This window comes from Frankia alni ACN14a, assembly GCF_000058485.1.
Taxonomy (GTDB): domain Bacteria; phylum Actinomycetota; class Actinomycetes; order Frankiales; family Frankiaceae; genus Frankia; species Frankia alni.
Genome location: NC_008278.1, coordinates 7,154,178 through 7,177,226, shown reverse-complemented (window position 1 = coordinate 7,177,226; position 23,049 = coordinate 7,154,178). Strand labels below are relative to the sequence as shown.

13 protein-coding genes and 1 tRNA gene are annotated in these 23,049 nt (G+C 73.1%); 2 read left to right on the top strand and 12 right to left on the bottom strand.

Features of this window, described 5'->3' with window-relative positions:
• Position 1: 1 nt before the first annotated feature.
• From folE to dacB, 5 genes are all read right to left on the bottom strand, one after another.
• Positions 2 to 763: a GTP cyclohydrolase I FolE gene (folE, locus tag FRAAL_RS28760; RefSeq protein ID WP_041941127.1), complete on the bottom strand. Its 762-nt coding sequence runs from the start codon at positions 761 to 763 to the stop codon at positions 2 to 4.
• Entirely contained in the window at positions 760 to 2,979 is a 2,220-nt protein-coding gene (gene ftsH, locus FRAAL_RS28755; RefSeq protein WP_011607625.1) for an ATP-dependent zinc metalloprotease FtsH, read from the bottom strand. The genes folE and ftsH overlap by 4 nt, the downstream gene beginning before the upstream one ends.
• Before the next feature lie 216 nt (positions 2,980 to 3,195).
• Positions 3,196 to 5,088, bottom strand: coding sequence for a hypoxanthine phosphoribosyltransferase (gene hpt / locus FRAAL_RS28750; RefSeq protein ID WP_011607624.1), 1,893 nt, complete (start codon positions 5,086 to 5,088; stop codon positions 3,196 to 3,198).
• Positions 5,089 to 5,140: 52 nt separating this feature from the next.
• Positions 5,141 to 6,253 carry an Rv3626c family coenzyme F420 biosynthesis-associated protein gene (locus FRAAL_RS28745; RefSeq protein WP_011607623.1) on the bottom strand — a complete coding sequence of 371 codons (1,113 nt, stop codon included), beginning with the start codon at positions 6,251 to 6,253 and terminating at the stop codon, positions 5,141 to 5,143.
• A 189-nt stretch (positions 6,254 to 6,442) separates the two neighbouring features.
• The gene (gene dacB, locus FRAAL_RS28740; RefSeq protein ID WP_011607622.1) at positions 6,443 to 7,924 is read right to left on the bottom strand and encodes a D-alanyl-D-alanine carboxypeptidase/D-alanyl-D-alanine endopeptidase; all 1,482 of its coding nucleotides are present in this window, start codon (positions 7,922 to 7,924) and stop codon (positions 6,443 to 6,445) included.
• A gap of 733 nt (positions 7,925 to 8,657) precedes the next feature.
• Between dacB and FRAAL_RS28735 the strand changes: the two genes are divergently transcribed.
• Positions 8,658 to 9,197: an inorganic diphosphatase gene (locus FRAAL_RS28735; RefSeq protein WP_041939927.1), complete on the top strand. Its 540-nt coding sequence runs from the start codon at positions 8,658 to 8,660 to the stop codon at positions 9,195 to 9,197.
• 315 nt (positions 9,198 to 9,512) lie between these two features.
• Here the strand turns inward: FRAAL_RS28735 and FRAAL_RS28730 are convergent.
• Positions 9,513 to 9,584 (bottom strand) — tRNA-Thr (locus FRAAL_RS28730).
• Positions 9,585 to 9,956: 372 nt separating this feature from the next.
• Here FRAAL_RS28730 and FRAAL_RS28725 point away from each other — a divergent pair.
• Complete coding sequence (locus tag FRAAL_RS28725; RefSeq protein WP_041939926.1) at positions 9,957 to 10,691, top strand: response regulator transcription factor; 735 nt, start codon at positions 9,957 to 9,959, stop codon at positions 10,689 to 10,691.
• Positions 10,692 to 10,739: 48 nt separating this feature from the next.
• Here FRAAL_RS28725 and FRAAL_RS28720 read toward each other — a convergent pair whose 3' ends face one another.
• From FRAAL_RS28720 to FRAAL_RS28695, 6 genes are all read right to left on the bottom strand, one after another.
• The gene (locus FRAAL_RS28720; RefSeq protein WP_041939925.1) at positions 10,740 to 11,906 is read right to left on the bottom strand and encodes a PSP1 domain-containing protein; all 1,167 of its coding nucleotides are present in this window, start codon (positions 11,904 to 11,906) and stop codon (positions 10,740 to 10,742) included.
• Positions 11,907 to 12,137: 231 nt separating this feature from the next.
• On the bottom strand, positions 12,138 to 13,391 hold the full coding sequence (locus tag FRAAL_RS28715) for a DNA polymerase III subunit delta' (RefSeq protein WP_011607618.1): 1,254 nt from the start codon (positions 13,389 to 13,391) through the stop codon (positions 12,138 to 12,140).
• A 30-nt stretch (positions 13,392 to 13,421) separates the two neighbouring features.
• Complete coding sequence (tmk, locus tag FRAAL_RS28710; RefSeq protein WP_063822669.1) at positions 13,422 to 15,863, bottom strand: dTMP kinase; 2,442 nt, start codon at positions 15,861 to 15,863, stop codon at positions 13,422 to 13,424.
• Positions 15,863 to 19,099 (bottom strand): type I DNA topoisomerase, encoded by a 3,237-nt coding sequence (gene topA, locus FRAAL_RS28705; protein ID WP_041939924.1) that lies wholly within the window; start codon positions 19,097 to 19,099, stop codon positions 15,863 to 15,865. Before topA ends, tmk begins: the two co-directional genes overlap by 1 nt.
• Before the next feature lie 483 nt (positions 19,100 to 19,582).
• A complete protein-coding gene (locus FRAAL_RS28700; protein ID WP_041939923.1) occupies positions 19,583 to 21,922 on the bottom strand; it encodes a sodium-translocating pyrophosphatase in 2,340 nt (779 codons plus the stop codon).
• A gap of 567 nt (positions 21,923 to 22,489) precedes the next feature.
• Positions 22,490 to 23,026: an ATP-binding protein gene (locus FRAAL_RS28695; protein WP_041939922.1), complete on the bottom strand. Its 537-nt coding sequence runs from the start codon at positions 23,024 to 23,026 to the stop codon at positions 22,490 to 22,492.
• Positions 23,027 to 23,049: the final 23 nt, after the last annotated feature.

Genomic DNA, 23,049 nt, shown 5'->3' with positions numbered 1-23,049 from the left:
ATCAGCGCCGGCTGCCGAGGATCAGCGACATGCCCTCGCTGCGCGTCGCCGTGCTGAGAAACTGACCGCGCACCGCGGAGGTCACCGTCGTGGCCCCCGGCTTGCGCACCCCTCGCATCGACATGCACAGGTGCTCCGCCTCGACGACGACCATCACGCCCCGCGGTTCCAGGACGTCGACGAGGGCGTCGGCGATCTGGGAGGTCAGCCGCTCCTGCACCTGCGGCCGGCGGGCGTAAAGATCCACCAGGCGCGCCAGCTTGGACAGGCCGGTGATCTGACCCCGGTTGTTCGGGATGTACGCGACGTGCGCCCGGCCGGAGAACACCACCAGGTGGTGCTCGCACAGCGACGAAAAGTCGATGTCGCGCACCAGGACCATCTCGTCGTGGCCCTCGTCGAAGACGGTCGTCAGCACCTCGGACGGTTCCCGCCCCAGGCCCTCCACCGCCTCCCGGTAGGCGCGGGCGACCCGGTCCGGCGTCTTGCGCAGGCCCTCTCGGTCCGGGTCCTCGCCGATCCCGATGAGCAGCTCGCGCACGGCGCGCGCCACCCGGTCGTGGTCGAAGGGGCGCACCTGCTGTGGCCTGCGACGATCCCGGATCGGCCCGTCCAGGGGAGCCGCCGTGGTGGTGGTCGCGCTGCTGCCGAGTGTGCTGGGGTCGGGAACACCGAAGCCGTCCGATTCGGTGGCGTTCACCTCTGGCGACGCGCCGGAACTCACCCGCTCATCCGTGAACACCTCGGGGGAATCGGACGTCAACGGCGTCTCCTGTCGTCGTCGTTCGGCCAGCTCGGCGGGGCCCACGGGTTGGCGATGCGCGGCCCCTCGGGCGGGCTCTCGCCACCGGTCGGAGCCGGTGAACCCGGCCCCTGCGGATAGCTGCTCGGCCCCTGCGGATAACCCTGTCCCTGGGGGTAACCGTGCCCACCCGGGCTGCCATTCCCGTTTCCGCCGGGACCGACCGGGTTGGCGTGCCCGGCCGGATCCGCCGCGGGCGCTCCCGGCGCACCGTTGCCCGAGCGACCGGTTGCTCCGTTGCCGTGACCGGGGTCCTTCACCAGGTCGGCGACGCCGGTGGGAACCAGCCCCAGCTCGGCCGGGGTCTGCACCGGGGGGCGGTCCGACGGGATGCGCCGACCGACACCGGTGTAGATGCCCCGCACCGGCCGCTTCTGCACGGTCGCGAACACCTCGGCGACGTCGTCCTTGCTCAGCGTCTCGGTGTCCATCAGCCGCAGCACGAGGTTGTCGAGGACATCGCGGTAGGTGACCAGGATCTCCCACGCCTCGTCGTGCGCGGCCTCGATGAGCCGGCGGACCTCGACGTCGATCTCGCTGGCGACCTCCTCGGAGTAGTCGCGCTGGTGCCCGACCTCCTTGCCGAGGAAGACCTCGCTGTTCTCGGTGCCGAACTTGATCGCGCCGAGCTTGTCGCTCATCCCGTACTGCGTGATCATCGCCCGGGAGATCTGCGTCGCCTTCTCGATGTCGTCGCTGGCGCCCGTGGTGGGGTCGTGGAACACCAGCTCCTCGGCGGTGCGGCCCCCGAGGAGCACGGCGAGCCGGTCCAGCATCTCCGAGCGGGTCGACAGGTACTTGTCTTCCAGCGGGAGCTGCATCGTGTAGCCGAGAGCGCGGCCCCGGGGCAGGATCGTGACCTTGTGTACCGGGTCGGAGTTCGGCAGCGCGTGCGCGACGAGGGCGTGCCCGCCCTCGTGGTAGGCGATGCGCTTCTTCTCCTTGTCGCTCATCGCCCGGGTCTTGCGCTCCGGCCCGGCCATCACCCGGTCGATCGACTCCTCCAGCAGCGCCGAGGAGATGAACTTCAGGTTGGACCGGGCCGCCAGCAGGGCGGCCTCGTTGAGCACGTTGGCCAGGTCCGCGCCGGTGAAGCCGGGGGTGCGCCGGGCGATGACCATCATGTCGGCGTCCGGACCGATCGGCTTGCCCTTGGCGTGCACCCGCAGGATGGCCTCGCGGCCGAGCAGGTCCGGCCGGTCGACGACGATCTGGCGGTCGAAGCGGCCGGGTCGCAGCAGCGCCGGGTCGAGGATGTCGGGCCGGTTCGTCGCCGCGATGAGGATGACGCCGCCCTTGACGTCGAACCCGTCCATCTCGACGAGGAGCTGGTTGAGGGTCTGCTCGCGCTCGTCGTGCCCACCGCCGAGGCCGGCCCCGCGGTGGCGGCCGACGGCGTCGATCTCGTCGACGAAGATGATCGCCGGCGCATTCGCCTTGGCCTGCTCGAACAGGTCCCGGACCCGGCTGGCACCGACCCCGACGAACATTTCGACGAAGTCGGAACCTGAGATCGAGTAGAACGGCACGCCCGCCTCGCCGGCGACGGCCCGGGCCAACAGGGTCTTGCCGGTACCCGGCGGCCCGTAGAGCAGGACACCCTTGGGGATCTTCGCGCCGATCGCCTGGAACTTGCTCGGGTTCTCCAGGAACTCCTTGATCTCCTGGAGCTCCTCGATCGCCTCGTCCGCGCCGGCCACGTCGGAGAACGTCGTCTTCGGTGTGTCCTTGCTCACCAGCTTGGCCTTGGACTTGCCGAAGTTCATGACCCGGTTGCCGCCGCCCTGCATCTGGTTCATGAAGAAGAACAGCAGCAGGACCACGAGCAGCACGGGCAGCAGGTTCAGCAGGAGGGAGACCAGGATGTTTCCGCGATCGACGGAGACGTCGTAGGCGACGCGCTTGTTCCGCATCTCGTTGGCCAGAACGACACCCTGTTCGGTGACATAGGACGACTCGAACTTCCGGCCGTCCTTCGTCGTGATCTGGATGAGCTGCTTGGAGTCCTCGATCTTGGCCTTCGTCACCTGGCCTTCGTCGATCTGCTGCTGGACGAAGTTCAGGTCTCGCTTGCCGTACTCACTGGGACCCGAGAGGACGCCCGTCGTGAGGATGATCACGAACAGGACCAGGAGCAGCAGTGGCACCCAGCCGCGGAAGATTCTTCTTGGAGTCATCTGTCTGGAGCGCCGGACACGAGCGCTCCACCCTCCTGACGTGTGTACTGCCCTCGATCGGGATTCCCTTGTGCCGAGGGTACCGCCGGTGCGCGCATCTCACCGCGCGTACATCCGACCAACGGACCGGCGGGCCGCACTGTTCCGGGCCGGACGAACCGGTGCCGCGCGGGGGTGTACGCCGCGGCGCGGTGCCGCGCGGCCTCGCCGGCCGGCTCAGGCCGGGGCCCCGCGCTCGATCGCCGCAGGCGTCAGGGTGCCGACGAAGGGGAGCGTGCGGTAGTACTCGGAGTAGTCGAGGCCGTACCCGACGACGAAGGCGCTGGGAATGTCGAACCCGACGTACCGGACGTCGACGTCGACCGTGATCGCTTCCGGCTTGCGGAACAGGGCCAGCACCTCGAGCGACGCGGGCCCGCGCGAACGCAGGTTCTTCAGCAGCCACGACAGGGTCAGCCCGGAGTCGATGATGTCCTCGACGACGAGCACGTCGCGGCCCTCGATCGAGCGGTCCAGGTCCTTGAGGATGCGTACCACCCCGGAGGAGGAGGTCGACGACCCGTACGACGACACCGCCATGAACTCCATGGTCAGCGGCACGGCAAGGGCCCGGGAGAGATCCGCCATCACCATCACGGCGCCCTTGAGCACGCCGACCAGGAGGATCTCCCGGCCGGCGTAGTCGGCGTCGACCCGGGCCGCCAGCTCCGCGATCTTCGTGGCGATCTCGTCGGCGGTGACGAGGACCTCGTCGATGTCGGGATGCGTGGTGGCCGCCCGCGGGCCCTCGTGGGGGCTGCCGGCATCGGGCGTCGTCGTCGCGGCCTGGCTCACCTGATCGTCCTCCTCGAAGTACGCCGCTGCGGCGAGATCCGGCCCGCGGTCGGCGGGTCCGGCGGGTGGCCACGGCGGAGCCACCGGTCCGGTGAGTGTGATCCGGTCCGCCCAGCGCCGGGCGAGGACACCGCCCGGCAGCGGCACGGGCTTCTGGCCGCGCCACCGCGTCACCAGTTCCTCCACCGCCCAGACGTGCTCGGCGCGCAGCGCCGACGCCGAGGCGCCGACGTCGAGGGCGGCCCGGCGCAGCACCCGCCCGCGGATCGCGGCGGGAAGCGCGGCGAGCGTCGCCACCGCGAAGCCGACCTCGCCGCCGGTCGGGCCCGGGGCCCCGGCGGGCCGTGGCCCGGGGCCCGCAGCGTGCATCGGATCGGTCCACGGACCCACCGCCGGACCCACCGCCGGACCCGCGGCCGGACCTGCGACCGGGCCGCCGTGGGCAGCGGTGCCGGCCGAGGCGTAGGCGTCGGCGGCGGTCGCGTCCAGCGCATCCGCGTCGGCCCGCAACAACTCGGCCCCGCGGGCCAGCGACTCCGCGATGCCCGGCCCGAGCTCGGCCTCCAGCAGCGGCAGGACCCGGTGGCGCACCCGGGCCCGGGCGAACGCCGGATCCTCGTTGGTCGGATCGTCCCAGACCGGCAGCCGCTCGGCGAGGCAGGCAGCCCGGGTCTGCTCGCGACGCAGGCCCAGCAGGGGGCGGCGCAGCAGGCCGTCGCGCGGGCGCATCCCGCCGAGCGAGCGGGCCCCCGAGCCCCGCGCGAGCCGTAGCAGCACCGTCTCGGCCTGGTCGTCCAGGGTGTGACCGATCAGTACGGCCCGGGCGCCCAGCCGGGCCGCCGCGGCCAGCAGCGCGTCGCGGCGGGCATCCCGTGCGGCGCCCTCCGAGCGAGGGGCGTGCGCGGTGAGCACCTCCACGGGACGCAGCCCGAGGGCCTCCCCCCGCTCGGCGACGCCGTGCGCGCGCTCGGCCGACGCGGGATCCCAGCCGTGATCGACCACCAGCAGACCGGCCCGCAGGGCCCGGCGGGGGGCGACGAAGGCGAGTGCCGCGGCGAGCGACATCGAGTCCGGCCCGCCGGAGCAGGCGACCAGCACCAGCGCGCCCGGGTCGAGATCGGCGACCGCGTTGCGGACCGCGAACCGGACCGCGGCCACGGCGGGATCCGGCGCCCGACCGGGCCGCGCCGTCCGTGCCGCCTGGTCGTGTGGGCCGCCGGCCGCCGGCCCGGCCGCCGCATCGTGGTGGTCACTGCCGGCGGCGGAACGGGTCACCGCGTGGGCCGGTGGCCGGCCGCGCCGGTGAGCGCCCCGCGGACCACGACCGTCACGCCGAGATCGACGGGCGACTGCCCAGGACGCGCTGCATCCACGCGGTGGGATCGGCCAGCTCCGCGCGGGTCGGCAGCGTCGTCGGCGACTCCCAGACGGTGTTGAAGCCCCCCACCCCGGCCTCGGCGACGACGGCCCGCACGAAGGCGCCGCCCTGGCGGTACTGCTGGAGCTTGAGGTCCAGGCCGAGCAACCGGCGGATGAACCGGTCGAGCGGGGAGCCGCCGTCGCGGCGGCCCTCGAACTTCGACCGGATGTCGGCGACAGTGGGAACCACCCGGGGACCCACGGCGTCCATGACCTGGTCCGCGTGGCCCTCCAGCAACGTCATGATCGCCTGGAGCCGGTCGAGCACGGCCCGCTGGGCCGGAGTCTGCAGCGCCTCCACCACACTCGGACTGTCGGCGCCGCGGTCGAACACCGCCCCGCGCACCGCGGCCACCGCCGAGCGGACCCGGTCCGCGAGGACGTCCGGATCGAGATCGGTGGCCTCGATGAACGCGGTGATCTCGGACTCGAGGTGGGACCGCAGCCACGGCACCGCGGTGAACTGGGTCCGATGCGTCTGCTCGTGCAGGCAGACCCACATGCGGAAGTCACGCGGCACGACGCCCATCGTCGCCTCCGCGTGGGCGATGTTCGGCGCGACCAGGCTCAGCCGGCCGACCGCGTCCGGCGTGGCCGACCCGTCGGGGCCGGCGAGGTACTCCTCGGGCGGCAGAAACACCTCGTACTGGCCCAGCACCTTGCTGGCGAGGTAGGCCAGCGCCGTGCCGAGCTGGATGCCGGTGACCCGCCGGCCGACGGCCGTGGAGAAGGTGCCGCGCTGCTGGTCGGACAGCTTGCCGAGCAGCGGGGTGGTGAGCACCCGCAGGCCGGCGACGTTGGAACGGACCCATTCGGGCCGGTCGACCACGTTGATGGGGGTGATGGCACCGGCCGGGGCCAGGTGGGTGTAGTCCTCCACGTGCCGCTCGGCGTCCACCGCGAGGCGGCGGAGTTCGGCGACGACCTCGCCGGCCTGCTCGCGGGTGATCTGCGGGCCGGGGCGGACCAGCCTTCTCGCCGTCGTCACGGCGAGTTCCCAGTCGACCAGCTCGGCGTCCACGAATCCGAGCGTACCGGGCCGGCCGGCGCTCTGCTCCCACGTCGCCCCCGCCGCCGCCTCGCCGCCGCATCAGGGGCGCCTCACTGACACCCTCGTCACGACGCGGCCGTCACGGGCGCGGCGCCGGCCACAGGCCACGGGCCACGGGCCACGGGCCACGGCGAGTCGTTCCCGCCGATCGCGGCCGGTTCAGCGAACCGGGCCGGTCGGCGCCGCGCGGGCGACCGGTGCCGGCGCGGGACAGCCGCAGCCGGCGAGCGCCGCCGCGACCCGGTCGAGCGCGGCCTTGGTGCCGCCCCCCTCCTCGGCCGGGGACAGGAAGGCGAACAGCAACAGCCGCCCGTCGGCGTCGACGAGCTGGCCGGCGAGGCTGCTGACGTTACGCAGGGTGCCGGTCTTGGCCCTGACGTCGCCCGCGCCCGGGGCCGTGTCCGCGGTGGCGTAACGGTCGTTCAGGGTGCCGGAGAAGCCGGCCACCGGCAGCCCGGTCAGCACGGTGCGCAGGGCGGGTCGGGTGGGCAGGACCGCCGCTCGCAGCAGCGCCACGAGGGTGGCGGGCGCGATCAGATCGGCGGTGGACAGCCCGCTGACATCGTTGAGGGCCATCCCCGCGGTGGGGATGCCGAGTTCGGTGACCGTGTCGGTCACGGCCTTCGCGGCCCCGGCGAACGAGGGCGGCAGGCCGCGGCGCAGGGCGACCAGCCGGCCCAGGCTCTCCGCGAGGTCGTTGTCCGACTCGGTGAGCATGCGTTCGACGAGTACCCGCACCGGCGGGCTGTCCACCGAGGCGACGCGGGTCGCCCCCGCCTCGGCGGTCCCGGTGCCGATCGCGCCGACCGGGATCCCGGCCGCCGTCAGCGCCCCGGCGAACGCGGCCGTCGCCGCCGCGGCGGGGGTGGGGCTGCGCGGGCCCTCGGCGCCTGGAGCGGAACGACCCGCGTCGAGTTCCAACGCGGAGACCGGCGTGACGTCGCCGTCCGTCACGTAGTTGTCACGCCATCCAGGCGCCCGGTCGGGGCCGACGAACAGCGACCCGTCGCCGACCACTCGAGCCACCGAGGTGATGCCGGCCGCCCGGACCTGGGCGACGAGATCGGCGAGTCGGGCGAAGGCCGGGTAGCCGTTGGTGCCGGGCGCGGCGGTCAGCGTCGGGTCACCGCCGCCCACGAGCCACAGCGTGCCGCCGGGCGCCTGGCCGGCGGCACCCGCCGGTCGGCTGCCGGGCGGTCGGCTGCCGGGCGGTCGGGTAGCGGGCGGTTGGCTGTTGGGCGGGGGGCTGTAGAGGACCGACGTGCGCAGCCGGGTATCCGGGAAGGTGACGAGGGCCGCCGTGGCGACCGCGGTCTTGAGCGTCGACGCCGGCACGGCCGGTGTGCGGGCGCGATCGTCCAGCAGCACGTGACCGGTCGACGCGTCGACGACGAAGGCGGCGGGCCCGGCGAGGACGGGGTCGCCGAGCGGCCCGGCAAGGCGGGCGGCGACCGACGCGGGCTGGGGCGCGGGCGCGGCCGGGTCCAGACCTGCGAGGACCGCGGCCCCCGCCCGGCCCGACCCGGAGACCGGCGGTACGGGTCGGTCGGCGCCGGGACCGGTGGACAGGGAGCCGGCGAGAAGGGCGCTGACGAGGGCGGTGAGCGCCCCTGTCCGAGCGACCGGCGCGGCTGACGTCACCTGCCGGACACTACGCAAGGCGGGTGCGTTCCGCCGACGGTGCCGCCTGCCCCGGCAGGCGCGGGCCCCCGGCGGGCGTCGCAACGCCGGGCCTGGCCGCCGGGGATCGGATGTGCGGTCGTCCGGGCGTGGGCGTCCCAGGTGGCATGTCGCCTGCCGCTGTGTCACCGTATGCCGCGAGCCGTGCGCCGACCCGGGTCGGTCCACATGACCCGCGGGAGGGTCCGTCCGTTCGTCGTCCGGTGAGCTTTCCCGCCTGCGTGGCGGGTCGCGGCGGCCGGTGGGGGAACATCTGCCTGCGAGGCGGACCCCGCTCGTCGTCCGGGTTCGTCGTCCGTGTTCCGTGATGGTCCGCACCGCGGCGCCGTCGCCCGGCGGCACGAGGTCGGTGGGCACGGGGAGGCGGACGTGGCCCGGCGGCACCGGCCGTGGGGCGGCGGTGGCGGCGACGCCCGGGCAGTGGCGTTGCCGACCGGGTGGCTCGGGCAGGGGGTGGCTTCCGGGACACTGGGAGGGCGGCGGTCGTCGTCCGCGACACTTCGCCGTGTCCGTCAGGTGTTCCGGCGCGTGTCCCGGCGCGTGGCCGCGGCGCGCGGCACCCGGCCGCGCTGCCCCGGCAGCCGCCGGAGCAGGCGACCCCCGGCATCCGCCGGAGACCGACGAGTGAGTTCACACGTGGTGGCCGACCGGCGCGGACCGGGCCGGCCTGAGCATGAAGGAGACAGGGAGCGGAGTGGACCTTGAGTTCGATGTGACCATCGAGATCCCCAAGGGTCAGCGCAACAAGTACGAGATGGATCACCACACCGGGCGCATTCGGCTGGACCGGATGCTGTTCACCTCCACCCACTACCCGTCGGACTACGGGTTCATCGAGGGCACCCTCGGGCGGGACGGGGATCCGCTGGATGCGCTGGTCCTGCTGGAGGAGCCGACGTTCCCGGGCTGCCTGGTGCGGTGCCGGACGATCGGCATGTTCGAGATGACCGACGAGAAGGGCCCGGACGACAAGGTCCTGTGCGTCCCGGTCGCCGACGTCCGCCAGGAGCACCTGCGGGATCTGCGGCACCTGCCGGAGTTCGACCGGCTGGAGATCCAGCACTTCTTCGAGGTCTACAAGGACCTGGAGCCCGGCAAGTCGGTCGAGGGCGCCTCCTGGGTGGACCGCAAGGAGGCCGAGCGGGAGATTCTCGCCTCGATCAAGCGGCTGCGCGACGCGGAGGGCGCCGGGGTGGACGGGCACGAGCAGGAGGCCGAGCCCAGGTCTGCGTGATCAGCCGATCGGCGCGGTGGCGGCGCCTCTTCATGCACGGGCCCGCGGGCTTCGTGGATGACGAGGCGCCCCTCGTGCCGGTCTTGCGGTGGCCCTTGCCGCGCTGCTCGGGGTCGAGCGCGGCCCGGATCGCCGGCCCGGCGCGCTCCACCCGGTTACGCACGCCGTACGAGGGGATCGTGCCGTCCGCGGTCATGCGGCCGATTGTGATACCCGTGGATGCCGCCCACGCCGCCTCGAGCGTGCCCGCCTGTCGCACCGCGCGGCACCGCACGGCACCGCACCGTGCGGGTGAGGGGCCGTGCCGAGGGAGTGAGCCGGAGGCGGGGATTGAACCCGCGACCTATCGCTTACGAGGCGATTGCTCTGCCACTGAGCTACTCCGGCGATCGGCCAGGATCGCACTGGCCCGGGTCGAGTATGCCAGATGCCCGCGCGGTGCCGACCGCGGGTACTCGGCCGGCTGCGCGCCGCGCGGTGCCGCGGCCACCGCCTGCCCGGCCTGGACTCGTGGCCGGAGCGGGATTCCGGCCCACCGTCGCGCCGATCCGGCGAGGCCGGGGTGCCGGGAAAGAGAACGATCCGGCGATCCCACCCCATCAGGCTGTCATGGGCACCCAGGAAGGCGGCCACGGACGTGACAATCGGTTTGCGGGTAATCCGGATCTTGTCACAATTTTCGGCTCCTGGCCCGTCGAACGACGTAAACCGCTACCCCGGTTGCAGTTGTTCCGATGAGGATGCGTAGGGTTTCGCTTCATGACCGGGGCCGGGGACGCTGCACCTGCAGCGGCGACACGAGGAGCCTCGCTCCTCGTCGCTGAGGACGATGAGGCATCTCGCGTGGCACTTGCGCGCAGCCTCGAACGATTCGGCTATCGCGTGCTGGAGGCGGCGGACGGCGAAGCTGCCCTCCGGCTGTTCCAGACGACCGAGATCGATCTGGTCGTCCTGGACGTCGCGATGCCGCGGATGGACGGCTTCGCCGTGCTGAGCCGCCTACGCCAGACGAGCGAGGTGCCGGTGATCATGCTCACCGGGCGAGCCGAGGAGGTCGACCGGGTGGTCGGCCTGGAGCTGGGCGCCGACGACTACGTCGTGAAGCCCTACTCGCTGCGGGAGCTGGTCGCGCGGGTGCGGGCCCGGCTACGCCGCCGGCCCGCCGAGCCGCCGCCCCAGCGCACCGGGGACGGCAACGATCCGCTCGTGTACGGCGACGTGTCCATCGACCTGCGCGCCCGCGAGGTCGCCGTCGCCGGTGAGCGGATCGACCTGACCGCGCGCGAGTACGAGCTGCTGGCCTTCCTCGCGCGCCACCCCCGACGGGTGTTCAGCCGCGAGGAGCTGCTCGAGCAGGTCTGGGGTACCCGCTTCCAGGACCCCGCCACCGTCACCGAACACGTCCGGCGCGTGCGCACCAAGGTGGAGGGCCGCCCACCGCAGCGGCGGCTGGTGACCACCCTGCGCGGGATGGGCTACCGCTTCGACCCGTGAGCCGCGGGCAACGGCGGCGCGCGGGGTCGGGCTGACCGAGACGACCGGTCAGGGCCGGTGGCGGTGCCGGGAGCGCCGACGGGCGCGCTCCGAATCGCCGCCTGTCCCGCCGTCGTGCGCCGGTCCGCCCTGTGCCGGCGCCTCGCCCGCCGGGCCGCGGCGGTCGGTGCCCCGGTGTGCCCCGCTCTCGTGGCCGGCGGTGATCTGGTCGTCGCCGGCCTGGTGAACGCCGGTCTGGTCGGGGGCGGCCTGGACATCGCGCGCCTGGACATCGCCGGGCTGGATATCGCCGGGCTGGTCGGCGTCGACGGGCGCGGGGTCGGGCTCCGGGCGGGGCTCGAGACTCGGCGCGGCTGGGCTCGGCGGGGCTGCTGGGCTCGGCGGGGCTGGGCTCGGCGGGGCGTAGGCGGCCTCGTGCGCCTGCCGGGACGGGCAGACGTCGGCCCGGTCGCAGGAGGTCCGCCCGCCGCCGTCGAGCACCACGACAGCCTGCTGACGGGGCACGTCATGCCGGACGACCCGGCCCTCGCCCTGGGGAGTGCAGGCTCGTTCCCCGACGGCGGGCACAGCCGCGGCGAACTCCTCGTAGAGCGGGTGCTCGTAGCGCAGGCAGCACATCAGCCGTCCGCAGGCGCCGCTGATCCGCATCGGGTTGAGAGCCAGGTTCTGGTCGCGGGCCATGCGCAGGCTCACCGGCTCGAAGTCGGTGAGGAACGTCGCGCAGCACAGGTCACGCCCGCACGAGCCGATCCCGCCCTGCACCCGGGCGCTGTCCCGGGCCGACAACTGCCGCAGCCGCACCCGCGCGGCCAGCGTCCGGTTCAGGTCGCGGACCAGCTCCCGGAAGTCGATCCGGCCCTCCGCGCTGAAGTAGATCGTGTATCCGCCGGTGTCCGGCACATGGTCGACACCGACGATCTTCATCGGCAGGTTGTGCTCCCGCGCCAGCCGCCGGGCGGCGACCCGAGCCCGGGCCCGCCGGCGTCGGGACAGCTCGGCCCGCTGCACGTCTGCCGCCTGCGCCAGCCCCGCCAGCACGGGCAGGCCGCCGATGTCCTCGGAGATCCACTGTGGTGCCCACATGCAGGTGGCGACCTCGGGACCGTCGTCGGTGGGCACGAGGACCTGGTCGCCGACCCGGGGGGTGTGGGCACCCGGATCGGCGTAGTAAAGCTTCCCGCGGGGGGAGAACGCCACCGCGCACATCATCGGCATCCGGCCCGTCACCTTCCCTGGCCCGCGGGCCGGCTGGCCGGCCGCAACGATGGGCCCGCGTGGGAGGCGGGCCCGATGCGCGGCAGCGCCGGGTCGGGCGGGGCGTGCCGGAGTCGCCCGCCAGCGTGATCTGCGTCGCACGTCACAGTATGCCGCCAGGTGCGGCTTGGCCGCCCGTTTCGGCCATTCCGACCCCACCGGCGGCACCGCGCCGGGCGGACGCGGCCGCCGTCAGCCGTCGCGCAGGGCGAGGGTCAGGGACTCCACGGCGAGCAGCGGGACGAGGCCCGGGTTGTCGGCGAGGGCTGCCCGGGTCGCGAGCACGGCCTCCAGCCGCCGCAGCGTCTGCTCCGGGGTCGAGGCCGCCGCGAGGCCCGCGGCCTCGACCGCGTGGTCGGCATGGATCGGATCGACCGGCGCGCCGAGCTGCTCGGCGAGCACGTCGCGGTAGAGGCCGGCGAGGTCGACCAGGGCCCGGTCGAGGGAGTCGAGGATGGTGCGCCGCCCGCGGCTCTTCTGGTTCCGCTCCAGCTCCTTGAGCGCTCCGGCCGCGCCCCGCACGACCATCGAGCGTGCCTTGGCGCCCGCCTTCGGCGCCCGCGCGGATCTCGACTTCCCGCCGGTGGCGGTCGCACCGACGCCGAGGGCCGTCTTCAGCGCCTCCGTCTCGACCTCGTCCCGCTCGGCGTTCGCGGCCTCCGCATCGGCGTTCGCGGCGCCCACGAGGTCGGCGGCGGCGGCCAGGCAGTCCCCGACGCGCCCCAGGCGGCCAGGGATGCGCAGGACCGCCGCCCGGTGGGCCCTGGCGGCCTCGTCGGTGGCGAGGCGGCGGGCCAGCGCGAGGTGCCCCTGCGAGGCCCGGGCGGCCGTCTGCGCCAGCTGCTCGTCGATCCCCTCCCGCAGCAGCATGTCGCGCACGTCCGCAGCGGAGGGCAGTCGCAGCGCGACCGTCCGGCAGCGGGAGCGGATGGTGGGAAGCACATCCTCGATCGACGGCGCGCACAGGAGGAACACGGCGCGTTCCGCCGGCTCCTCCAACGCCTTGAGCAGCGCGTTCGCCGCGGCTTCGGTGAGCCGGTCGGCATCGGTGAGCAGCAGGATCCGCCAGCGGCCGGCGGTGGGGGCGCTGGCGGCGTCCCGGACCAGGGCGCGGACGTCCTTGACGCCGAGCGAGAGCCCCTCCGGCGTGACGGTGCGCAGGTCGGTGGCGGTATCGGTGAGCACCGTGTGGCAGCCGGTGCACTCCCCGCAGCCGGGCGGCTCCCGCTCGCAGTTCAGCCCGGCGGCGAACGCACGCGCCGCCTCCTGCCGCCCCGCGCCGGACGGGCCGGTGAACAACCACGAGTGGGTCATGCCCGAGCGAACCCCGGCCGAGCCGCCACCACCGCCCGCGCCCGCGCGGAGGCCGGGGGAGGCCGCCACCGCGGCCGCACGCAGCGTCGCGACGACCGCCTCCTGGCCGACCAGCGTCTCCCAGACCGTCACGGGCTCATCATGCCCCGCCCGCCGCCCGGCTCAGACGCCCAGGGGCACGGCCCGGCGCTCCACCCGGCTGGCGACGACGGCGCGGATCTCGGCGTGAATCTCCTCCCGGGGGCGATTCGCGTCGACGGTGAGGTAGCGCGCGGGTTCCCCCTGGGCGAGCCGGAGGAACCCGTCGCGTACCCGGCTGCGGTAGGCGAGCAGCTCGGCTCCTGCCTCGTCGACCGGCTCGCGGAACGATTCTTCGGCCGGTTCGTCAACCGATTCTTCGGCCGGTTCCGCGGCCGGTTCGCCGGCCGGCCTGCGCTGCATCCCGAGGTCGGCGGACAGGTCCAACAGCACGGTCAGGTCGGGAACGAGGGCATGGGTGGCCCACTGGGCCAGCACGGCCAGTTCCGCGGCATCGACCGACCGGCTCGCGCACTGGAAGGCGATCCACGAATCGACGTAGCGGTCCGTGATGACGATGGCACCCCGGGCGAGCGCCGGCTCGATCACCCGGCTCACGTGCTCGGCCCGGTCGGCGGCGGCGAGCAGTGCCTCGGTGCGGGCGTGCAGGCGCGTCGAGGGGTCGAACAGCAGCTCCCGCAGCCGCGCGCCGGTCGTCGTGCCGCCGGAACCGGAGGTCACGACGACCTCGCGCCCGCTGGCCGCCAGCCAGGTCCGCAGCAACTCGACCTGGGTGGATCGCCCAGCGCCCTCGGCCCCCTCGACCGCGACGAACAGGCCGGCGTGACGGGGTCGCGTCGGCATCGGCTTCCGGCCGCGCATCGCGTTCCACAGCTCCGGCCAGACCGCGACCCCGACTCGCTCGTCCATCTGGCGGTAGGCGAACAGCCCCACCGCCACCGCGAGCAGGCCCCCGCCGAGCAGGACGACGGTCACGCCGTCCGCCCGCACGGTGATGTCGCCCCACAGGTGGATGCCGTGCGTGCCGATCAGGCCGACGAGCGCGGGGGCCGCCGCCAGCACCACCAGCAGGTCGATGCGCACCAGCGACTGCACCAGGGCGAAGGTCCGCCCCCGCAGCTCGTCGGAGACCTCGGCCTGAAGCAGCGTGTAGCCGGTCACCCAGGCGACCCCGGCGAACGCCCCCACGGCCACCACCAGGATGCAGGCGATGACCAGGTTCGGGATGATGGCGACGACGACCAGGGTGATGCCGGCGCCGGTGACGCAGACGCCGAACAGGCGGGTCCGGCTGTAGTCTCCGAGCAGCTTCGGGCCGGCCGCCATCCCACCGGCCAGCCCGATGAACACCGCTCCGAACAGAACTCCGTAGGCGGAGTCACCGCCGCCGAGGATCTCGACGTAGAGCCGGCCCAGGGCGATCACGCACCCGGCCCCCGCGAAGCCGCCGAGAATGCCTATGACCAGCCCGCGGACCAGCCGGTCATGCCCGACGTAACGCCAGCCCTCGGTGATCGAGGCCAGAAAACCGGGCTCGGGACCGGTCTCCGGGCGGGCGGCCCGGCCGATGCCCTTGAGCCCCCAGATCACGATGGCCGAGCCGAGGAACGTCGCCGCGTTGAAGTACAGCGCGAGATCGACGGAGGAGTCCCGGAAGAACGACACGCTGGAACCCAGCGTCCGCGAGATCGTCGCCAGCATGGTGAAGATGGCGGCGGCGAGCGGGGCCGTGCCGTAGGTCATGATCAGGCTCAGCGTGTTCGCCGCGGCCAGCCGCTCCCGCGGAACCAGGTGCGGGACGCTGGCGTCCTTCGCCGGAGCCCAGACCAGGGTGACCGCCTCGACCAGGAACGACGCGATGAGCAGCCATTCGAGCGTGCCGATGAGCGGGATCGAGACGAACAGCCCGAAGCGGATCACATCCGTGACGACCATCGTCAGCCGGCGATCCAGCCGGTCGGCGAGCGCGCCGGCGAGCGGCCCGAGGATCAGGGCCGGCATCAGCCGGACGATCAGCAGCGAGCCGATCGCGTACGCCTGCCCCGAGAAGCTGTTCTGTAGCTGGGTGACCAGCGCGGTCGTGGCCAGCAGGCCCATCCAGTCGCCGAGGCTGGACAGGCTGAGCTGGATCCACATCCGACGGAACTCGGGGATCCGCAGCACGGCGCGGATGTCGCTGTCGTCGCCGGCCGTGCTGCTTGCCCTGGGAAGCGGGGAGGGGACCGTCGTGACCGGATGCCGACCCGGCATACGCCCCAGCCGCAGCCGCCGGCCGCCACCGCGGCCCGCGCCGCCGTCATCGTCGTGCCGCTCGACGCCGCGGTCCGTGACCTCCTGCCGGTCGGCATCGGCCCCCTGCCGGTCGGCGCGGTGCTCGTCGGCCGGCAGGTCATCCGCAGGCGGGAGAGTCGTGCTCGCCGGGGCCGGGGTTCCGGGGGACGCGGTGACGGCGGGGGAAGCCGGGATGGTGGTCGTGGAGCCGACCGTGGCGGATCCGTTCGCCGCCACCGTGCCGTCCCCCGCCGCGTCGACCGGCCCGTGAGTCGGCCGGATCGGCGAGGCCATCAGTCCGTCCGACGGGTGCCACCGGAGGCCGCCTCCGCGGCGCCACCGCCGTCGTCCGGAGCAGACGACCCGGTGGCCGCCGACTCCTCGCCGACCTTCTTCGCCGTGCTGCTCTTCGTCCCGGACCTGGTCGTGGCCGACTTCGCCGCCGCGCCACGCGTGGTGGCGGACTTGGTGGTGGCGGACTTGGCGGCCGTCTTGGCCGTCGTGGACTTCGCCGCGCCCGTCTTCGCCGTCGTGGACTTCGCCGTCGTCGTCTTCGCGGCGCTGCTCTTCGCGGCCGTCGTCTTCGTGGCCGTCGTCTTCGTGGCCGTCGTCTTCGCGGTGCCTCGGGCGGCTCGCTTCGCGGGGGCCGGACCGCGGGCCCGGCGGTCGGCGAGCAGCTCCGCGGCGCGCGCGTCCGTGATCGACTCGACGGCGTCGCCCTTGCGAAGGCTGGCGTTGGTCTCGCCGTCGGTCACGTAGGGCCCGAACCGGCCCTCCCGGACGACCATCGGCTTGCCGCTGGCCGGATCGTTGCCGAGCTCGCGCAGCGGGGGGGTCTGGGCGGCCTGGCGGCGTCCGCGCGCCTTGGGCTGCGCGAGCAGCGCCAGCGCCTCCTCGAGCGTCACCGTGAACAACTGGTCCTCGGACTCCAGCGACCGGCTCTCGGCGCCCTTCTTCACGTAGGGGCCGTACCGCCCGTTCTGCGCGGTCACCTCCTCGCCGTCCGCACCGGCGCCCAGGGTGCGGGGCAGCGTCAGCAGCTTCACGGCGTCGTCGAGGGTCAGCGTCTCCAGCGACATCGTGCGCAGCAGGCTGGAGGTCCGCGGCGGATCGGTGTCCGTGGTGACGTACGGGCCGAACCGGCCGGCCTTGGCCGTGATCGTCGCGCCGGTCGCGGCGTCCACGCCCAGCACCCGGTCCCCGCTCGGGGCGGCCAACAGCTCCAGGGCGCGGGCCACGGTCAGCTCGTCCGGGGCCAGGTCGTCGGGCACGCTGGCCCGCCCCTCCCCGAGCTGCACGTAGGGGCCATAGCGTCCGACGCGCACCACGACCGTCGTGCCGTCGTCGGCCTTGCCGAGCGGGATCGAGTTCACCTCGCGGGCGTCGATCTCCCCGAGCCGCTCGCTGACGAGGTGCTTGAGCCCGGCCGCGGTCGCCGGGTCGGTGCCGTCCCCGGTGCCGAAGTAGAAGCGGGTCAGCCAGTCGGTGGACGCCGACGTCCCCGCCGCGATGTCGTCGAGGTCGTCCTCCATCGTCGCGGTGAACCGGTAGTCCACCAACCGGCCGAAGTGGTCCTCCAGCAGGCCGACGACGGCGAAGGCGACGAAGCTCGGCACGAGGGCCGAGCCCTTCTTCCACACGTAGCCGCGGTCCTGGATCGTGCCGATGATCGAGGCGTACGTGGACGGCCGGCCGATCCCGAGCTCCTCGAGCGTCTTGACCAGGCTGGCCTCGGTGAAGCGGGCCGGCGGACTGGTGGTGTGCCCGCGGGGGGTCAGCGAGCGGACCGCCAGCGGGTCGCCCTGGCGCACGTCGGGCAGGCGCCGCTCCCGGTCCTCCAGCTCCGCGTCGGGGTCGTCGGCGCCCTCGACGTAGGCACGCAGGAAGCCGGGGAAGGTGATGACCTTGCCGGACGCCGAGAACTCCGCGTCCTCCCCGGTCGACGACGTGGCGCCGAGCCGGATCGTGGCACTCGTGCCGCGGGCGTCGGCCATCTGGCTGGCGACGGTGCGCTGCCAGATCAGCTCGTAGAGCCGGTAGGAGTCGACGTCGAGCTCGCCGCGCACCTCGCCGGGGGTGCGGAAGTGGTCGCCGGCGGGCCGGATCGCCTCGTGCGCCTCCTGGGCGTTCTTGACCTTCTTGGTGTAGGTACGCGGGCTGGCCGGGACGTACTCCGGCCCGTAGAGGCTCTCCGCCTGGCTGCGGGCGGCGGCGAGCGCCGTCTCGGACAGGTTCGTCGAGTCGGTGCGCATGTAGGTGATGTAGCCGTTCTCGTACAGCCGCTGCGCGATCTGCATGGTGCGCTGGCTGGAGAACCGCAGCTTGCGGCCCGCCTCCTGCTGCAGCGTGGAGGTCATGAACGGCGGGTACGGCGAGCGGCGGTACGGCTTGGTCTCCACCGAGCGCACCGCGAACGCGGCCTGCGCCAGCCGGTCGGTGAGGGCCCGCGCGCCCGCCTCGTCCAGTCGGGTCACGCCGGACGTGGTCAGCTCGCCGGTCGGCGCGAAGTCCCGGCCGGTGGCGATCCGATTGCCGTCGAGGGCGACCAGTGTCGCCGGCAGCGGCGTCCGTTCCACGCCGCCGCCGGTCGCGTCCGCGTCGGCCCCGTCGGTTCCGGCCGGCCAGGCCTGGCGGGCGACCGTCGCGCCGAACAGGCCCTCGATGTTCCAGTACTCCGCGGCGCGGAAGCGCATCCTGGCCCGCTCCCGCTCGACCAGGACCCTCGTCGCCACGCTCTGGACGCGGCCCGCCGACAGCTTCGGCATGACCTTCTTCCACAGCACGGGGGAGACCTCGTAGCCGTAGAGGCGATCCAGGATGCGCCGGGTCTCCTGCGCGTTGACCAGGTTCTCGTCGATCTCGCGGGGGTTGTCGACGGCGCGGCGGATCGCCTGCGGGGTGATCTCGTGGAACACCATCCGCTTCACCGGCACCGTCGGCTTGAGCGTCTGGAGCAGGTGCCAGGCGATCGCCTCGCCCTCGCGGTCCTCGTCTGTCGCGAGGTAGAGCTCGCTGGCTTCCTTCACCAACGCCTTGAGCTTGCTGACCTGCAGCTTCTTGTCCGGCGTCACCACGTAGAGCGGCTCGAAGTCGTTGTCGACGTCCACGCCGAGCCGGGCCCAGGGCTTGCCCTTGTGCGCGGCCGGGACATCGGCGGCGCTGCGCGGCAGATCGCGGATGTGGCCGATGCTCGACTCGACCTGCCAGCCCGGCCCGAGGTAGCCGGCGATGGTCTTCGCCTTGGCCGGGGACTCCACGATCACCAGGCGGGTGCCCGAGCCGGGGGTCGGTTCGGCGGCGGCCCCGGTGGAGCCGCCGGAACCGGTCGCCGACCGGCTGGTCGGCCGGCGACCCGTGGCGGCTCGGCCGGCGGCCGCCCGGCTGCTCGGACGCGTGGCGGGCACCTCGGTCGGGGCCGCGCTCGCGCCCGGGCTCGGCGTGGAGCCGGTCCCGGTGGGCTCGCCGGGCTCGGCGACCGGCGCGGCTGACCGCGCGGTCGTCCGTGTCGTCGTCTTCGTGCGCGGTGGCACTTCTCTCCTCGGTGCGGCGTGCTCGGTGCGATGACCGGTGGGCGAAGCGTAGGGCGCCCCTCCGGAGCGTAGGTCCCGGATATGGCGGATGTTGCTCGGGCGGAGCTCGGTGCTGGATCTGGCGTGGCCCGGCGAACGGTCGTCCGGCGGGCGCTGATCGGGCGAGCGGCGGCCGCCGGTGTGCAAGCGGTGCCTCGGAGCACCGTACGCCGCTGTCGGATTCCGCGGAGCTTCCCGTCCGGGTATGACCCCGGTAGCCCGACGCTTACCCACGGCTCACCCGATGACGCCTGGACGGCCCGACCGGGCCCGCACGAGGGTGCGCCATGGTGGTATGAAGCCGCGATCTCAGGCGCGTCGATGTCACGCCGAGCGATCGATGTCGGCGGTTCGTGGCGGCGCCCCGCCGGGCCCGCCGGATCCCGCCGGCCGGCGGGTACAAAAGGGATCTTGTGCCGGCCGGCCGGCGGGATCGAGCTGCCGTCAGACGTTGATCTTCTGCGGACTGGGGGCCGGCGGCTGCGTGACCGGCGGACTGCCGTCGATCATCGAGCTGCGTCGCTTGGACACGACGATCACCGCCACGATGACGGCGACCGCGGCGACGGCCACGCCGACCCGCAGCGGCGTGTTGCGGTCGGTGCCGACCGAGTACTTCACCACCGTCGGCGCGATCAGCAGGCTGACCAGGTTCATCACCTTGAGCAGCGGGTTGATGGACGGCCCCGCGGTGTCCTTGAACGGGTCGCCCACCGTGTCGCCGATGACCGTCGCGGCGTGGACCTCCGAGCCCTTCCCCCCGTAGTTCCCGTCCTCGACGAGTTTCTTCGCGTTGTCCCATGCGCCGCCGGAGTTCGCCAGGAACACGGCCATCAGAACGCCGCCGGCGATGGCCCCGCCGAGGAACGCCCCCAGGGGCGGGTAACCGAGGCCGAAGCCAACCGCGATCGGTGCGAGGACCGCCAGCGTCCCCGGCGTAATCAGTTCACGGAGCGAGTCTCTGGTGCAGATGTCGACGACCGCGCCGTAGTCCGGCTTCTCGCTGCCGGTCATGATTCCGGGCCTGGTGCGGAACTGGTTGCGCACCTCCATCACGACCCGTCCGGCCGCCCGGCCCACCGCGTTGATGGCGAGCCCGGAGAACAGGAAGACGACAGCCGCGCCGATGACGAGCCCGACCAGCGCGTCGGGATACGCGATGTTCAGTCCACCGACCGTCCCCCGGCCGGTCTCCGGTCGGGCCCCGGCATCACCGAGAGCGTTGGTGACCGTGTCGGTGAACGACCCGAACAGCGCGGTCGCGGCCAGCACGGCGGTGGCGATCGCGATGCCCTTCGTGATGGCCTTCGTGGTGTTGCCCACGGCGTCGAGGGAGGTCAGGATGGCGCCGCCCGCCTCGTCCATCTCCCCGGACATCTCGGCGATGCCCTGGGCGTTGTCGCTCACCGGACCGAAGGTGTCCATCGAGACGATGACGCCGACCGTGGTCAGCAGTCCGGTTCCCGCCAGCGCGACCGCGAACAGCGCGATCGTGACGCTGCCCGAACCGAGCAGGTAGGCACCGAAGACCGCGGCCCCGATGAGCAGGGCGGAGTAGACGGCGGATTCCAGGCCGACTCCGATGCCGGCGAGAATGTTCGTCGCCGGACCGGTGAGCGACGCCTGGGCCACATCGCGCACCGGCCTGCGGGTCGTCTCGGTGAAGTATCCCGTGAGCACCTGGATGGCCGCGGCGAGCACGATGCCGATGAGAACGGCACTGATCGCGATGAGGCGCGGATTGCCCGACTGGGTGCTGGCCTCGAGCCCCGGGAACCCGGCGAAGTCCGTCGGCAGATAGAGCACCGAGACGATCACCACGCCGATCGCCGACACCACCGCGGAGAGGAAGAAGCCGCGATTGATCGCCGCCATCCCGCTGCGGTCGCCGGCCCGTGGCGACACCGCGAAGATGCCGATGACCGCCGTGACGACCCCGACGGCCGGGATCAGCAACGGGAACACCAGCCCCCGCTCGCCGAAGGCGCTCACCCCGAGGATCAGTGCGGCGACCAGGGTCACCGCGTAGGACTCGAACAGGTCCGCGGCCATCCCGGCGCAGTCGCCCACATTGTCGCCGACGTTGTCGGCGATCGTCGCCGCGTTCCGCGGGTCGTCCTCCGGAATTCCCTGCTCGACCTTTCCGACCAGGTCGGCTCCGACGTCCGCGGCCTTGGTGAAGATGCCACCGCCGACCCGCATGAACATCGCGAGCAGGGCGGCCCCGAAGCCGAATCCCTCCAGGACCTGCGGCGCGGTGTCCCGGAAGACCAGCACGACGACGGCGGCGCCGAGCAGGCCCAGCCCGACCGTGAACATGCCCACGACGCCGCCCGTCCGGAAGGCGATGCGGACCGCGGCCTTCTCGCCCTGGCTCATCGCCGCGGCCGCTGTCCGGGTGTTGGCCCTGGTTGCCAGCGACATTCCGACAAAGCCGACGAGCGCCGAGAACAGCGCGCCGACGACGAAGAAGACCGATCGGCCGACCTTGGCGCCGGTGTCGTCGGCCGGAAGGAGTAGCAGGACAAAGGGAATGACGACGACAAAACCGGCCAACGTCTTGAACTGGCGCCTGAGGTAGGCGGCCGCGCCTTCCTGGACCGCCTGCCCGACCTCCACCATCCGCGCGGTTCCGGGGCTGGCGGCCAACACCTCCCGTACCAGGTAGCCGGCAACGAGCAGGGCGAGGGCTGCGATTATCGCCACACCGGCGACCAGGCCGAGGGCGTTGCCGCTAAGGTCGATTCCAGTGCCCTGGGACTGCAGGGCGCGGGTCGGGGACATGGCTCCTCCCGGTCTACTCCGTGCACCCTCCGCGCGTGTCGCTGGCTCGTCGGTGCCGGTTTCGGCGGGCACCCGGGCATGGAGACGGTGGCGGTCGAGCGCCGCATCTGACGGCACCCGGAGTGAGTTCGGCCGGATTCGTCCCGAATTCGACGCTTTCCGGCAGGGCTCACGGGGAGCACAAGTGGATCTCCGACGGTTGGATCAACCGTCCGCGAGATGCGGCGGAGTCTATCCACACGACTGTGACGTGCGCTGCTTTTTCTGTGGTCGCCGGCCGGGTCGTCGCGTTCGTACGCCTAAGGCGAACTCGCGTATTGGTTCATGTTTAGCCCGGTATGGCATGAAAGCCGCGGCCGCGCATCAGCGGTGGGAATCCTTGCGCCGAGCGGCGCCGGGGCGCCGCCGGGACCGGCGCAGACCCTGAACGCCCGTGGAACGCGGGCAGGACCGCAGTGGCCCCGACGCCGCGCCACGAGGCGGGAATCCACCCGGCGCCGACGATCCTGCCGACCACGACGTGGCAGACGGGATGCTCCACCCGTCAGCTTCGGGATGAAGCGACGGTCAGCGGGCCGTCTTGTAGGGCGCGGCCTCGATGCCGACGCCGGTGTGCCAGGTCATCGCCACGACGGTGCCCACCCCGTCAGGCCCGCGGCTGATCTCGACCTCGTCGACCAGGCCCTCGATGAGGGCGAGCCCGAGGCCCGGCGGGAAACCCGCGCTGTCCTCGGCCGAGTCGTCGTCGGACGACTCGGACCACCAGGGCGGGTCGGCGTCCTCGGGTTCGAGGTCCAGCAGCGTGGAGGCGGTGACGAGGCCGCCGTCGGGACCCGGCGCGACCTCGTCACCGGTGCGCCCGCAGTCCGCGACGGTGATGGTGAACGTCTCGGGCGTGTCGATGAGCGCGACATGCACCGGCGACTCCGGCGAATGCCGGCGGTTCACCCGCACCGCGCGGGCGCATGCCTCCGTGACCGCCAACTTGATCTCGTCGGCGGCTCCGGCGGGAACCCCGGCCCGGCGGCTGACCGCCGTGGCGATCATCCGCGCCGTGCGGACGTGTCCGTTCAGGGCGGCGAACCGCAGCTCAACGGTGGGCATACGGCGGTGCCTGCCTTTCCGAA